The organism is Pseudomonas sp. M20, assembly GCF_045037865.1.
Classification (GTDB): domain Bacteria; phylum Pseudomonadota; class Gammaproteobacteria; order Pseudomonadales; family Pseudomonadaceae; genus Aquipseudomonas.
Window position 1 is genome coordinate 5354020 of record NZ_CP173611.1, and the last position, 14325, is coordinate 5368344.

The 14325-nt window shown below is 58.4% G+C and carries 14 protein-coding genes and 1 tRNA gene; 8 read left to right on the top strand and 7 right to left on the bottom strand.

All coding sequences use genetic code 11. The features are described 5' to 3' along the window. Positions 1–93: 93 nt before the first annotated feature. Positions 94–1470 carry a Vps62-related protein gene (locus ACI514_RS23675; RefSeq protein ID WP_160054994.1) on the top strand — a complete coding sequence of 459 codons (1377 nt, stop codon included), beginning with the start codon at positions 94–96 and terminating at the stop codon, positions 1468–1470. Here ACI514_RS23675 and ACI514_RS23680 read toward each other — a convergent pair. The 7 genes from ACI514_RS23680 to ACI514_RS23710 all read right to left on the bottom strand — a co-directional run bounded on the left by ACI514_RS23680 (position 1451) and on the right by ACI514_RS23710 (position 7337). Then, positions 1451–2206: a substrate-binding periplasmic protein gene (locus ACI514_RS23680; RefSeq protein WP_405122482.1), complete on the bottom strand. Its 756-nt coding sequence runs from the start codon at positions 2204–2206 to the stop codon at positions 1451–1453. The two genes, ACI514_RS23675 and ACI514_RS23680, sit on opposite strands and share 20 nt — an antisense overlap. Before the next feature lie 81 nt (positions 2207–2287). Then, the gene (gene hisF, locus ACI514_RS23685) at positions 2288–3058 is read right to left on the bottom strand and encodes an imidazole glycerol phosphate synthase subunit HisF (RefSeq protein ID WP_007909211.1); all 771 of its coding nucleotides are present in this window, start codon (positions 3056–3058) and stop codon (positions 2288–2290) included. Between the two features lie 9 nt (positions 3059–3067). Beyond that, the gene (gene hisA, locus ACI514_RS23690; RefSeq protein ID WP_003220753.1) at positions 3068–3805 is read right to left on the bottom strand and encodes a 1-(5-phosphoribosyl)-5-[(5-phosphoribosylamino)methylideneamino]imidazole-4-carboxamide isomerase; all 738 of its coding nucleotides are present in this window, start codon (positions 3803–3805) and stop codon (positions 3068–3070) included. A gap of 101 nt (positions 3806–3906) precedes the next feature. Next, positions 3907–4167, bottom strand: coding sequence for a DUF2164 domain-containing protein (locus ACI514_RS23695; protein ID WP_003220751.1), 261 nt, complete (start codon positions 4165–4167; stop codon positions 3907–3909). Further along, complete coding sequence (gene hisH / locus ACI514_RS23700; RefSeq protein WP_075947168.1) at positions 4168–4806, bottom strand: imidazole glycerol phosphate synthase subunit HisH; 639 nt, start codon at positions 4804–4806, stop codon at positions 4168–4170. It abuts the gene before it with no gap. Next, a complete protein-coding gene (hisB, locus tag ACI514_RS23705) occupies positions 4806–5399 on the bottom strand; it encodes an imidazoleglycerol-phosphate dehydratase HisB (protein WP_007909204.1) in 594 nt (197 codons plus the stop codon). The genes hisH and hisB overlap by 1 nt, the downstream gene beginning before the upstream one ends. 273 nt (positions 5400–5672) lie before the next feature. Then, positions 5673–7337 carry an OFA family MFS transporter gene (locus ACI514_RS23710; protein ID WP_405122483.1) on the bottom strand — a complete coding sequence of 555 codons (1665 nt, stop codon included), beginning with the start codon at positions 7335–7337 and terminating at the stop codon, positions 5673–5675. A gap of 223 nt (positions 7338–7560) precedes the next feature. Here ACI514_RS23710 and ACI514_RS23715 point away from each other — a divergent pair, with 223 nt between their 5' ends. The 7 genes from ACI514_RS23715 to ACI514_RS23745 all read left to right on the top strand — a co-directional run bounded on the left by ACI514_RS23715 (position 7561) and on the right by ACI514_RS23745 (position 14318). Further along, the gene (locus tag ACI514_RS23715; RefSeq protein ID WP_160054976.1) at positions 7561–7965 is read left to right on the top strand and encodes an acetyl-CoA sensor PanZ family protein; all 405 of its coding nucleotides are present in this window, start codon (positions 7561–7563) and stop codon (positions 7963–7965) included. Between the two features lie 78 nt (positions 7966–8043). Next, a complete protein-coding gene (locus ACI514_RS23720; protein WP_405122484.1) occupies positions 8044–10269 on the top strand; it encodes an AsmA family protein in 2226 nt (741 codons plus the stop codon). Then, the gene (mutY, locus tag ACI514_RS23725; RefSeq protein ID WP_160054970.1) at positions 10266–11333 is read left to right on the top strand and encodes an A/G-specific adenine glycosylase; all 1068 of its coding nucleotides are present in this window, start codon (positions 10266–10268) and stop codon (positions 11331–11333) included. Before ACI514_RS23720 ends, mutY begins: the two co-directional genes overlap by 4 nt. Further along, positions 11330–11602 carry an oxidative damage protection protein gene (locus tag ACI514_RS23730; protein WP_008024947.1) on the top strand — a complete coding sequence of 91 codons (273 nt, stop codon included), beginning with the start codon at positions 11330–11332 and terminating at the stop codon, positions 11600–11602. The genes mutY and ACI514_RS23730 overlap by 4 nt, the downstream gene beginning before the upstream one ends. A 104-nt stretch (positions 11603–11706) precedes the next feature. Then, positions 11707–11782 (top strand) — tRNA-Phe (locus ACI514_RS23735). A gap of 588 nt (positions 11783–12370) precedes the next feature. Continuing rightward, entirely contained in the window at positions 12371–13450 is a 1080-nt protein-coding gene (locus tag ACI514_RS23740; protein WP_405122485.1) for a hypothetical protein, read from the top strand. Positions 13451–13526: 76 nt separating this feature from the next. Next, the gene (locus ACI514_RS23745) at positions 13527–14318 is read left to right on the top strand and encodes a TSUP family transporter (RefSeq protein ID WP_007909181.1); all 792 of its coding nucleotides are present in this window, start codon (positions 13527–13529) and stop codon (positions 14316–14318) included. The last annotated feature ends 7 nt before the right edge of the window (positions 14319–14325 follow it).

Here is a 14325-nt window from a genome sequence, read left to right on the forward strand (position 1 = left end):
TAGTTACCACCCGATAACCATCTCCGTTCCCGATAGTGCGACCTGCAACAGGTCGTGACGCCCTCGCGTCGCTTTCAACTATCAGGAATCATCATGACTATCGAAGACAACACCGCAGCCCATCCCAAGCAGATGGAACCGATCACGCAGGACAATCTGCTGATCAACTTCACCACGGAGTTTCACCGGGTCTGGAGCACCAACGGTTCCAAAGCAAAACCCGCCACGTTCTGGCGCCCCACCCCTGCTCCGGATGCATTGCCGGGCTACTTTCCGCTGGGCGACGTGCTCATTCCCGGCGGCACCAATATCAATGGCGAAATGGTCGCAGCGGTGGTCTGCGAGAAAGATATGGAAGGGGCCCAGAGCACTAAAGGGAAGGCACTGGCCCGCCCTGTCGACTTTGAACTTGTCTGGAAAGAAACCGGGGCGCCCAGTGTCACACCCATGTCGATCTGGCGACCTTTGGCCCCTGTAGGCTACGTCGCTCTGGGGCTCGTGTGCTCCAACGATCACTGCAAACCTTCGTTGAACTCGGTGCGCTGCGTCAGGCTCGACCTGGTGATCGCAGCGAACGTCGGCGAGTTGATCTGGAATGACAAGGGCAGCGGCGCCAAACTCAGTTTCAGCGCCTTTGGCATCGAACCGCCGACTGCCGCCGCAGGCGACATCCATTTTGCGCCCTGCACCTTCGTGGGCATCCAGGGTTATAGCAAGCCTGTAGCACCCTCGACGGCGTACAGCCTGCGCATGCAAATCCCGCTACAAGTCAGCGCACCGCCGCCAATTCCGATTCTGACCGGGTACGCGAAGCCCGCAGTAAACGAACCTGCCACTGTCACCCAGATTGCCCACCTGCCTTGGTTTGTAGTGCGAGACCATGCTCATCCCGGCGAACAATTTCGCAATTCGCCCTACTACGCACTGAAAAGAACTGACGAATACTTGCTCATTGGTCACGAACGCAATGAGTCGGACAAGTATCGGGCCGTTAAATGGACGGCGCCGCGTGCGCAAAACGCGGTGACGATGCGCATGTTCCAGGGTTTTACCGCCATGGAAATCGTCAAAGCCTGGCCGACCATGCCTCTCAGCGATATCCGCCTGACAAAGTTCTCAGCCTGCCTGCCGAAGAGTTTGACCCACACCGAGACGTCTTCCAGCGGCTGGAACGAGCTACGACCTCAAGTGGTGATTGGCATGGCGCCGAAGCAAACAGCCGTCGCGGTTTATCAGCTGCAAAGCCATTACGAGTTGGTACGGGAAGACGGCACTCAAGTAGCGGTCGACTTTGGTTATACCGACGATTCAAGCGTGCTGTTGACGCAATATCCGCCGGAGTCCGTCGCGGTCGTCAGCGCATGTCCGCCACTGAAGACAGACACCCCGGCAGATCCGGACATCGATGGCACCAACGTTAGCGCGCAACCACAACCGGACCTGGAGGTTGCTATAGATAGCGCGCCATGATTTCGTCGACCACACCTTCCTTGCGCAGCTGATCCAGCGCAGCCTGAAGCCTGGCGACGACTTCATCGGAGACGTCCTTGTTCAGCGCCAGGTACAACTCGGCACTGTTGAAGCGCAGCACGGTTTTCAGGCCGGTGACCCCATCCTGCCGTGCCAGATAACGGCCGGCAGGATCACCAGTGGCCCACAGATCAATCTGGCCATTGACGAGTTTCTTCGCGTTGTCCTGATCGCGCAGTACCACGATCGGCTTCAGGCCTTGTTTGGTCAATGTCTCGGCAATCGCATCGCCCTTGTAGGCGCCGATCTTGTATCTACGCGCATCATTGAGGGTTTCGAGGGTGATCTTGCTGTCAGCCTTGGCCAGCATGATCCAGTCATCGGGACCGATGGGACCAACCCATTTGAAGAGTTTTTCGCGGTCTGGCAGACGCGCCATCACAAAGGCGCCGTAACCGGGATTTTCCAAAGCCAGTTTATAGACACGCTCCCATGGAAAACGCAGGGTCAGGCTATAGGTGATGCCGGCACGCTGGAACACTTCACGGACGATGTCAGTGGCGATGCCATTGATGTTCTCGCCTTTGGCGAAGTTCTTGCCATCTTTCGCCATGTTGTACGGCGGGAAGTTTTCGGTGAGAAGCACCAGATCGGTGTCGGGACTGTTTTCGGCCCGGACAGTGTTGATGAGCAACATTGATGTGCTGGCGAGAACAAGAAGCAGGCGTTTGATCATGTCGGGCTACCGAAATCCATGGCGTGCCCAAGAGTGCCTTGGGTGCGCCATGGTGTCCACTGGCCTGTATCGATTTTGAGCTTAGCGCATCACGATGCCGCGTTTGGCCATGTAGGCCTTGGCTTCCTGAACGGTGTATTCGCCGAAGTGGAAAATACTCGCCGCCAAGACTGCGCTGGCGTGGCCTTCGAGGATGCCGTCGGCCAGATGCTGCAGGTTACCGACACCGCCGGAAGCGATCACCGGAATGCCCAGCGCATCGCTGATAGCGCGGGTGACACCGAGGTCGAAACCGTTTTTCATGCCGTCCTGATCCATGCTGGTCAGCAGGATTTCACCGGCACCGAGGCCTTCCATTTTCTTCGCCCACTCGACCGCGTCGAGGCCGGTTGGCTTGCGCCCGCCATGGGTGAAGATTTCCCAGCGCGGGGTTTCGCCCGGGCCGGAAACCTTCTTGGCGTCGATGGCGACGACGATGCACTGCGAACCGAAATGCTGCGCCGCTTCACCGACGAATTCCGGGTTGAACACGGCAGCGGTGTTGATCGATACCTTGTCCGCGCCGGCATTCAGCAGATTGCGAATGTCCTGCACGGTACGCACACCACCGCCGACGGTCAGCGGAATGAACACCTGACTGGCCATGCGCTCGACGGTGTGTAGCGTGGTGTCACGGCCATCGACGCTGGCGGTGATGTCGAGAAAGGTAATCTCGTCGGCACCCTGCTCGTCGTAGCGACGGGCGATTTCCACCGGGTCACCGGCGTCGCGGATGTTTTCGAACTTCACACCTTTGACGACCCGGCCGTTGTCCACGTCCAGGCAAGGGATGATACGTTTGGCCAGCGCCATGGTCAGTCCTCAGCCTTGGTACGAATCGCAGAAAGCTTGCGCTTCGGCGACGTCGAGGGTGCCTTCGTAGATCGCCCGGCCCGTGATGGCGCCGATGATGCCCGGCGCCTTGGCGTCGAGCAGCGACTTGATGTCACCCAGATTGTGGATACCGCCGGAAGCGATCACCGGGATCTTCGTGGCAGCGGCCAGCGCAGCGGTGAACGGTACGTTGCAGCCCTGCATCATGCCGTCTTTGGCGATGTCGGTATAAACGATCGAGGAGACGCCGTCGGCTTCAAACTGCTTGGCCAGATCGATGACCTGCACGGTGCTGATTTCAGCCCAGCCATCGGTGGCGACGAAACCGTCTTTGGCATCCAGACCGACGATGATCTTGCCCGGGAACGCACGGCACGCTTCAGCGACGAACGCCGGATCTTTAACGGCTTTGGTGCCGATGATCACGTAGCTGACGCCAGCCTTGACGTAGTGCTCGATGGTTTCCAGCGAACGGATGCCGCCACCGATCTGGATCGGCAGGGTCGGGTAGCGTTTGGCGATTGCGGTGACCACTTCGCCATTGACTGGCTGACCTTCGAAAGCACCGTTCAGATCGACTAGATGCAGACGGCGGCAACCGCCCTCCACCCACTTGGCAGCCATGCTCACCGGGTCATCGGAGAACACCGTGGAATCTTCCATGCGGCCCTGGCGCAGACGTACGCAGGCACCGTCTTTAAGATCGATAGCGGGAATAATCAGCATGCTTTTTCCTTCGTCAAAAGAGCGGCAAGCTGCAAGCGACTAGCTGCGAGCATGCGGTGTACCAGTTCTTGCAGCTTGAAGCTTGCGGCTTGCAGCTGCTCCTAATTTTTTTCGAGCGCCCACAGGTCGCTTTCGATGCTTTCAAACCGCTCTTTGAGGTGGGTCTGCACATCGAAAATCGCCCTGTTGTAATAGTGCGGAGCAATTTCGCGGGTAAACAGCTCAAGAATTTCCGCCGCTTCGAACGAACCCAGATCGAGTTCGAAACGGTCTTCCATGAACCGCTGAATCTTGCGATTGGCCTCGTTCTCCTGTTCGGGAGTGAGGGTCAGGATCGGCGGTTTGGACTTCTTGGCAGCCATTTACCAGCGACCGTCCCACGCGGCGAAGTTCTGCAGCAATTGCAGGCCATGGGTATGGCTCTTCTCCGGGTGGAACTGCACAGCGAAACGCGAGCCGTCGGCCAGCGCCGCAGCGAAATCGACACCGTAATGACCGCCACCGACCACTTGCCGCGCGTTAGCGGCAGCGATGTAGTAGCTGTGCACGAAGTAGAAACGCGCCATGTCCGGAATGTCATGCCACAGCGGGTGGCTGACCTTCTGCTGCACTTCGTTCCAGCCCATGTGCGGGACTTTCAGGTGTTCGCCGTCTTCATGCAGGTCTTTGCCGAAGAACTTCACCGCGCCCGGAAACAGGCCGATGCAGTCGACGCCGTCGTTCTCTTCGCTGGTGTCGAGCAACGCTTGCATGCCGACACAGATACCGAGAAACGGACGATCCTGACTGACTTCGCGCACCAACGAATCGAAACCGAGGCGACGGATCTCCGCCATGCAATCGCGAATCGCACCAACGCCCGGGAACACCACGCGGTCAGCTTCGCGAATCACGTTGGCATCGCTGGTGATCAACACCTTGCCGGCGCCGACGTGCTCGAGGGCCTTGGCCACCGAGTGCAGGTTACCCATGCCGTAATCGATAACTGCAACCGTCTGCATTACAGAACGCCTTTGGTCGATGGCATTTGCCCGGCCATGCGCTCATCCAGCTCGACGGCCATGCGCAGCGCGCGGCCGAAAGCCTTGAACACGGTTTCGATCTGGTGGTGGGTGTTGGTGCCACGCAGGTTGTCGATGTGCAGGCTGACCAGTGCGTGGTTGACGAAGCCCTGGAAGAATTCCTGGAACAGGTCAACGTCGAAGCCACCGACGGTGGCGCGGGTGTACGGCACGTGCATCTGCAGGCCTGGACGACCGGAGAAGTCGATCACCACGCGCGACAGCGCTTCATCGAGCGGCACATAGGCGTGGCCGTAGCGACGGATGCCTTTTTTATCGCCGATGGCTTTGGCAAACGCCTGGCCGAGGGTGATACCAACGTCTTCCACCGTATGGTGGTCGTCGATATGCAGATCGCCCTTGCATTCAATATCCAGGTCGATCAACCCGTGACGGGCGATCTGATCCAGCATGTGCTCAAGAAAAGGAACACCGATATCGAATCGGGCCTTTCCGGTGCCATCAAGGTTGATCGAGGCTTTGATCTGGGTTTCCAGAGTGTCGCGCTCGACAGAAGCCTTACGTTCGGCCATCACCAGCTCCGCAAAATCATTGGGCGAAAAAGGCAGCCATTATAGGCACGCGGGGCGTAAACAGAAACACGAGAGGTGAGATGGCTGACGGATAGAACGCCCGGCTGTCGCGGGTAGACATGTCCATACAAGCCATTACAGGCAGCGCAAAAACAAATGTGGGAGCGAGCCTGCTCACGAATGCGGTGGGTCAGCCAACAATTAAGTTGACTGACATTCCGTCTTCGCGAGCAGGCTCGCTCCCACAGGTTCGGTGTTTATTCAGCTAACACCTTAGTGAAACAGTACCGCCGTCTTCTGCAGGGTCACCCACACACCCCACGCCAACGGAATACCCACCACCAACCACGCAGCGATTGCCAGAGGCTTGCTGCCCGGCGCGGCTTTCCACTCCAGAACCGTGCTGGCATCAGCACCCTTGTCATGGCCCAGCGCCTGTTCGGCCGCCAGCTCCGCGTCGGTCATGAAGTACTTGTCGGCCACCGGACGCACCAGCAGGTTGCACAGGAAGCCCAGCACCAGCAGGCCGGCGAGGATGTACAGGGTGATGTCGTAAGCGGCAGCACGTTCAACGCCGATGCTCAGCTGATATTCACGCAGGTAGTTCACCAACACCGGACCGAGCACGCCAGCTGCAGCCCAAGCCGTCAGCAAACGACCGTGGATCGCACCAACCATCTGCGTACCGAACAGGTCGGCCAGATACGCCGGAACAGTGGCGAAACCACCGCCGTACATCGACAGAATGATGCAGAACGCCGCCACGAACAGCGCAACGTTGCCCAAATGGCCCATGTTCGGGATCAGCGCGTACAGGGCAAAACCCAGGGCAAAGAACACGAAATAGGTGTTTTTGCGGCCCAGGTAGTCGGAGAACGAAGCCCAGAAGAAACGACCACCGATGTTGAACAGGCTCAGCAGACCGGTGAAACCGGCAGCAATCGCAGCGATCGAGGCCAGTTGCCCAGCGTCGAGCTGGCCAAATGGCACATCAACACCCAGCAACTTGCCGCCGAACACTTCCTGCAGCAGTGGCGAAGCCATGCCGAGGATACCGATACCGGCGGATACGTTCAGGCACAGCACCAGCCAGACCAGACGGAATTGCGGGGTTTTCCACGCCACATTCACGTGCACGTGGCGATGCGTGATCATCGAATTGGAAGCCTTTTTCGCCGGAGCGGTCCAGCCTTCAGGTTTCCAGCCGGTTGGCGGCACGCGGTAAGCCAGCGCGCCACCGATCATGAACACAAAGTAGATAGCAGCCATGGCCACGAAGCTCTGCCAGACGCCAACACCTTCAGCCGAGCCAAAGTGGCTCATCAGCGCGGTTGCCAGCGGTGCGCCGACCATCGCGCCGCCACCGAAGCCCATGATCGCCATGCCAGTGGCCATGCCGCGCTTGTCCGGGAACCACTTGATCAGGGTCGAAACCGGCGAGATATAGCCCAGACCCAGACCGATACCACCGATCACGCCGGAGCCGATCCACATCAGCCAAATCTGGTGGGTATAGATACCCAGCGCCGAAATCAGCAGACCGCCGCACCAGCACAGTGCCGATACCACACCGGCCTTACGCGGGCCTGCGTGTTCCAGCCAGCCACCCCAGATCGCTGCCGAGCAGCCGAGGAAGATGAAGAACAGCGTGTAGATCCAGCCGAGCATGGAGATCGGCCAGTCGCATTGCGACGAGAACACTTGTGCGATGAAGCTCATGTCCGGTGCGCAAGCCACCGGAGCAGTCACGCCCAATGCCTTGGACAGCGGCAACCAGAACACCGAGAAGCCGTAGGCCATGCCGATGCACAGGTGGATGGCCAGAGCGGCCGGTGGAACCAGCCAACGGTTGAAACCGGGCTTGGCGATGATGCGTTCCTTGGACAGGAACGCGGGCTGATCGGCTTTGAGGCCGTCCGCCGTGATGCTCGTGCTCATTGTGTATCCCCCAATTATTAGTATGGTTCGCCAGCCACTGTTCACCCCCGGCCTTTATGCACGCAGGCATGACCGTTTTTTTGGGTGAAGCTCCTTGAAGGCGCGACGTTAAGTCGCAGAAGGACGGACGAACGGGCGAAGGTTACCATTTGCACGTGACAGAAAAACCAAACTGATATCACCTTTTTTCTGTCATCTGTTCTCGTACCACCAGGAAAACGTCATGCCGATCATTGTCCAAGCCTTGAAAGACGCCAGCTATCAGGATCAACAGGATCTGCAGAAGATCTATCGCGACGCGCCAGAATGGCTGTTCACGCCGTTTTCCGGGGAGGCTGACCTGATCGAAGGCGCCCTCGCAGACGGCTCTTTTATTGCTGGCCGCTTCAACGACCGCTTGCTCGGTGCAGCCATTCTGCAAAGGCACCACGACGTCTGGTACTTGTCCCATTTATGCGTAAGAAAAGTTACCCGCCGCCGTGGGGTTGCCGAACGGCTGGTGAACCAAGCGCAGAAAATGGCGTCGCAAGCGGGGGCCGAACTGCGCCTGCTGGCCCCTGCGGAGCATCTTGAGGCTCAGGCACTGGCCGCCAAGTTGCAGGTACCGCTGGAGGTCCTGGCAACATGACGTCACAGCGAACCGGGTGGTTGCAGCGCTATACTCCCCGGCTAAATTACGAATTCGACTAACTACAAGGACTCGCCCATGAAAGCGTTCGGCAAAATCCTGGGTCTGGTACTTCTCGGGCTGTTGCTGATCATCGTGGCGGCAGGTTTTGCCCTGACCCACCTCTTCGATCCCAACGATTACAAAGACGAGATCCGCCAGATAGCCCGCGACAAGGCCCACATCGAGCTGACGCTCAATGGCGATATCGGCTGGAGCCTGTTCCCATGGCTTGGCCTGGAATTGCACGAGGCCAGCGTCGCCACCCTGGTCAAACCTGCCGAACCGTTTGCCGATTTGCAGATGCTCGGTCTGTCCGTGCGCGTGCTGCCGCTGCTGCGCCGTGAAGTGCAGATGAGCGACGTGCGCGTCGAAGGCCTGAACCTGCGCCTGAACCGCGACAAGGACGGCCACGGCAATTGGGAAGACATCGGCAAGGTGCCCGCCCCTGCCGGAGCAACGCCGCCAGCCGCTACCCCGGGCCAGCAGGCCAGCGAAGCCCCTGTTGCAGTGGAAAAACCGCCGCAGCCGATCCGCCTCGACATCGACAGCCTGACCGTCAACAACGCCCGCGTTGAATACAACGACGAGAAGACCGGCAAGCAATTCAGCGCCGAAAGTATCCAGCTGAGCACCGGCCCGGTACACGACTCGACCAATATCCCGGTGAAAGCCACTGCATTCCTCGGTACTAATCAGCCGGTTCTGCGCGTGCGTACCGAACTCACCGGCGAGCTGCGCATCGAGCGCGCGCTGCAACGCTACAGGTTCGAAGACATGAAGCTGTCCGGCGAACTGGCCGGTGATCCGTTGCAGGGCAAAACCATGACATTCGCAGCTCAGGGCCAGTTATCGCTGGACAAAGCCGCGAACGTCGCCGAATGGACTGGCATCAAGATCTCCGCCAACCAGTTGCGCGCCTTGGGCGAACTGAAAGCCAACGACCTCGACAAGACCCCGCAGATCAGCGGCGGCATCTCCATCGCCCAGTTCGATCTGGCGAAATTCGTCGACAGCGTTGGCCAGAAACTTCCGGCCATGGCCGAAGGCAGTCTGAGCAAGGTCGAACTGGTCAGCCGCGTTGCTGCCACGCCAACCAGCATCGCCTTCGACAACATCAACCTGAAACTCGACGACAGCAGCTTCAGCGGCCGCATCGCCGTCGAAGACTTCGCCAAGCAATCGTTGCGGGCGATCCTCAAGGCTGACACGTTCAACGCTGACCGTTACCTGCCACCAAAATCGGAAAAAGCCGCCAACGCCACACAAACGCGCCAGGCCGAAGTTGCCAGCACTGAAGCCGATGCCATGGCCGGTGCCGGCTCCACGCCTCTGCCGGACAAACCGAGCAAAACCGCCTGGAGCACCGAGCGCTTGTTACCGGTTGAACGTTTAGCCAAACTCGATGTGGACGCCGACCTGACCTTCGGCCAGCTGACTCTCGACAAATTGCCGATCCAGAACGCCGCACTGAAAGCCACCGGCCAGGGCGGCCTGCTGACCCTGACCAACCTGAGCGGCGAGCTGTACAACGGCGGCTTCGCAGCCAACGGCACACTTGATGTGCGTCCGAGCGCGCCAGTGCTGAACCTGCAGACCAGACTCAACCGCGTCCCCGTAGAAAAAATCCTCGAAAGCCAAGGCAAGAACCCGCCGGTAAAAGGTCTGGTAACCCTCACCAGCAACGTCACCGGCAGCGGTAACAGCCAGCAGGCACTGATCGATACGCTTAACGGCAACGCCAGTTTCGTGATCAACAACGGCGTGCTGCTCAACGCCAACCTTGAACAGCAACTGTGCAAAGGCATCGCCACGCTTAACCGCAAAACCCTCAGCGGCGAGCCACGCGGCAAGGACACACCGTTCCAGGAGCTGAAAGGCAACCTGACCTTCCGCAATGGCATTGCCAGCAACCCGGATCTGAAGGTGCGCATCCCCGGCATGACCGTCAACGGTGACGGCGACATCGACCTGCGCGTACTTGGCATGGACTATCGCGTCGGCATCATCGTCGAAGGCGACACCAGCGCCATGCCGGATCCGGCGTGCCAGGTCGGCGAAAAATTCGTCGGTGTCGAATGGCCGCTGCGCTGCCGTGGCCCGCTCGAATTGGGCGCCAAGGCCTGCCGCGTCGACAACGATCGCCTCGGTCAGGTCGCAACCAAGCTGGCCGGCGACAAGCTAAGCGAGAAGATCGACGAGAAACTCGGTGACAAGGTCAGCCCGGAATTGAAAAACGCATTGAAGGGGCTGTTCAAGCGATGAGAGCGGAGCAATTTTCCACGGCGGTGCTGGATTGGTTCGACCGCCACGGCCGCCACGATCTGCCTTGGCAGCAGGACATCAACCCGTATCGGGTATGGGTGTCGGAGATCATGTTGCAGCAGACCCAGGTCAGCACGGTGCTCAACTATTTCGACCGTTTCATGGCCGCGCTGCCGACGGTCGAAGCGCTGGCCGAAGCCCCCGAAGACGAAGTGCTGCATCTGTGGACGGGGCTGGGTTACTACACCCGCGCACGCAATTTGCAGAAGACCGCAAAGATTGTCGTCAGCCAGTACGGCGGCGAATTTCCGCGTGACGTTGAAAAGCTTACGGATCTGCCGGGCATTGGCCTGTCCACCGCTGGTGCCATCGCCAGCATCAGCATGGGCCTGCGCGCGCCGATTCTCGACGGCAACGTCAAACGCGTGCTGGCACGCTTTACCGCGCAAGAGGGCTATCCCGGGGAGCCGAAGGTCGCCAAACAGCTCTGGGCCAACGCTGAGCGCTTTACGCCGCACGATCGGGTCAACGCTTACACCCAGGCGATGATGGATCTCGGCGCCACACTGTGTACGCGCAGCAAGCCGAGTTGCCTGCTGTGTCCACTGGAGCGTGGCTGCGAGGCGCACATGCTCGGCCTCGAAACCCGCTACCCGATTCCCAAGCCGCGCAAAGCCATCCCGCAGAAGCGCACGCTGATGCCGATGCTCGCCAATGGCGACGGCGCGATTCTGCTTTACCGCCGCCCCTCAACAGGTTTGTGGGGCGGCCTGTGGAGCCTGCCGGAACTCGATGACCTCGACGACCTGCAACATCTCGCCGATCAGCACTCGCTGACCATGGGCGAGCAGCAGGCGCTGCCGAGCCTTGTCCATACGTTCAGCCATTTCCAGCTGTCCATCGAACCCTGGCTGGTTCAGGTGCAGGAGGCCGCCCATCACGTGGCCGAGGCCGACTGGCTCTGGTATAACCTTGCCACCCCGCCGCGCCTGGGCCTCGCCGCCCCGGTCAAAACCTTGCTCGAACGCGCGGCCGCCGTCTTGAATGCAGGAGAGTCGCCATGACCCGCACTATCATGTGCCGTAAGTACAAAGAAGAATTGCCCGCGCTGGAACGTGCTCCTTTCCCGGGCGCCAAAGGTCAGGATATTTTTGACCACGTCTCCGCCAAGGCTTGGGCTGACTGGCAGAAACACCAGACCCTGCTGATCAACGAAAAGCGTCTGAACATGATGAACGCCGAAGACCGCAAATATCTTCAGGGCGAAATGGACAAGTACTTCTCCGGCGAGGAATACGCCAAGGCCGAAGGCTACGTTCCGCCTGCAGAGTAAACCCTGCAAAATCGGGGGTCGGATCGTAAGCGACGGAATTAATTTAAGAAATTTTAAAAAAGTCGTTGACGTAAATCCGAAAAACCCTTTTAATGCGCCCCGTTGCCCAGATAGCTCAGTCGGTAGAGCAGGGGATTGAAAATCCCCGTGTCGGCGGTTCGATTCCGTCTCTGGGCACCAAATACCGAAAACCCTGAATCGCAAGATTCAGGGTTTTTTTATGCCTGCGATTTAACAGGCCGCGCTTCATCCCCTCTTCCAGTGCTTTTGCTGGCCATTATTTTGATGTTAGGCTCCGTCAGCTTTTTCCGGCAGGTCATTGCTGACTGTCGAAAATAATCGCCGAGTACTTCAGTCCTGATGACCGGCATTTAATGCATTACCCGAATAACGCACTCCGCGCCCTCGAACCCTCGAACCCTCGAAACCTATCGAGGTTATAGCAGGCAGCAGGAGAGTTGCGTCTGCGAGCAGGATCGCTCGCAGAACCAAGCCCCCTCATAAAGTTGTCATGGAGGACAAGACCTCAGCGCAGGTCATCTGCTGTTGTTTCAACTGTCAGGCAAGCGACAGCAAACATTGACCCGGCATTCAACACTTGTTTGAACTGTCGCGTCACAGCGCCCTGTGCCCTCCCGAAAAAACCAGACCTGTATCAACTCGCCCACGTCCGGATCTGTGCGTGCGCCACACGCATTGCATCATCGAAACAGCCAACAGCTCCCACAAAAAAATACAAAGGGAGCCGATACGACAGGGATGTAAACAATGACCGAAGTCCTACAACACACTAATAAAACCGTTGAGTCTTTAGTTGAACAGGAAGTCAGAACTTTCAGTTTTGATACGCAACAAGCAAAGCTGCTGCATAAATTCTCTGCAGAGTTGGCAACCATGGGCGGGCCACAAGCCGCCGGCGCCAAGTCCAAAGCCTCACTGGCAGCGACCGAGTTGAAGTTTTCGTTTTCCAAGGATCAATGCGAACTGCTTGGCGCGTACTCAGACGGCCTGGTTTCCCTGCTGATTTTTGAGGGGATGCAAACATTCACCGAGACCAGCCCACCGGATGAACTTCCCGAGCTGGCCGCTCTGGAGAATCGTCACGACGTACTGTGTCTGGCGGCACGTAATCAGATTCTGTTGAAACTGGTAGATAACAGCTCCTTTGCCTACGACATGGACAACGAAGGCAAACTGGTCCGACTCGTCGCCAACTTCAAGGGCGGCGGACTGACCAAAATCAATGATGAACCGGAAATCAAAGAGCTGAGTTCCCACTCCGGTCTCGCGCTCGGCCCGCACACCGAAGCGCCGTACTGGTGCGCCGTCAACGCGCAGGACGGGCACTCGCCCTCGCCTTCGTCGTTGATTCTATCGGCGCTGTGGAATCCAGGCCTGGAACCTACCTCGGTGATTCCGCTGCCACCTCTGCTGGACGAAATCGGCGTCACTGGATGCCTCGCACTGACGACAGGTAGCTTCCAGTTCACCCGCAGCGACTCTTTCGTCAATGGCAAGGGCGAAGACGGCCGTAATGTTTCGATTCTGGAGTTCGATGACAACGTCGGATTCGCCGCGCGATTCAACTCTTACCGTTTTTCGGTCAACGAAAACGCCTCGGACTTTGTAAAAGAGGCTTATTCCGCGCTTTGTCAAAGCGTGGGTAAAGCAACACCGGTGCAATACACACTGACGCAAGAATCGGCCATGGTGATCAATAACGTCCGGGCCCTGCACTGTCGTGATGTCATCAAAGACAATCGACGTGTACTGGTGCGCATCTTCGGCTTGTCGAAGTTCTCGTCGCCGATCGTCATTTCAGACGATCCGCTGCTGATTCAGGGCTGATATTTACCGCACGTCAAAGCTGCAGAATGGCCAGTCATGTGGATGACTGGCCAATAACTATAAAAGGGAAAATGTAATGGCTTGGGATGTAATTGGCATGTTGGCGCTCGTGGCTTTTTGCGCCGGTTTTTTTGATGCGATTGCCGGGGGGGGTGGATTGATTACTTTGCCTGCCTTGTTTCTAGCCGGTGTCGACCCGATCAGTGCGATTGCCACCAACAAGTTCCAGGCCGCGTCGGCGACTATTTCGGCCACGGTCACTTTCGCTCGCAAAGGCATGATTGAATGGCGCGAAGGACGTTTCCTGGTTATCTGCGCATTTCTCGGCGGCGCCAGCGGAGCACTCTTGGTCAGTTCTATTGATAAGCGCTATCTGGAAGTGTGCGTGCCCGTCATGCTTATTCTGGTAGCGATCTACTTTGCGCTCTCGCCGAAACTGGCCAATGAGGATCGGCGCAAGAGAATCGGCATTCTACTGTTCTCGTTCACCGTGGCGCCGATCCTGGGCTTCTACGACGGCATCTTCGGTCCGGGTGTAGGCTCGTTCTTTATCGTCGGTTTCGTGCTGCTCTGCGGGCTTGGCATGATGCGGGCCATGAGCTTCACCAAACTGGCCAACGCTTCGTGCAACCTGGGTTCGCTGTCAGTTTTCATCACCAAAGGCGTGATCATCTGGCCGATCGCGATTGCCATGGCGCTGGCAGCCTTTCTTGGCGCACAACTCGGCGCCAGAGCCGCCGTGCGGGTCGGCCCACGCTTGATCAAACCCATGTTGATCGTGGTCTGCTGTGCCTTGGCGATCAAGCTGCTGAGCGTGGAGACCAATCCATTGCGTGTTGCTGTCCTGCACACCCTGGCAGCCCTGTGATCAGTCG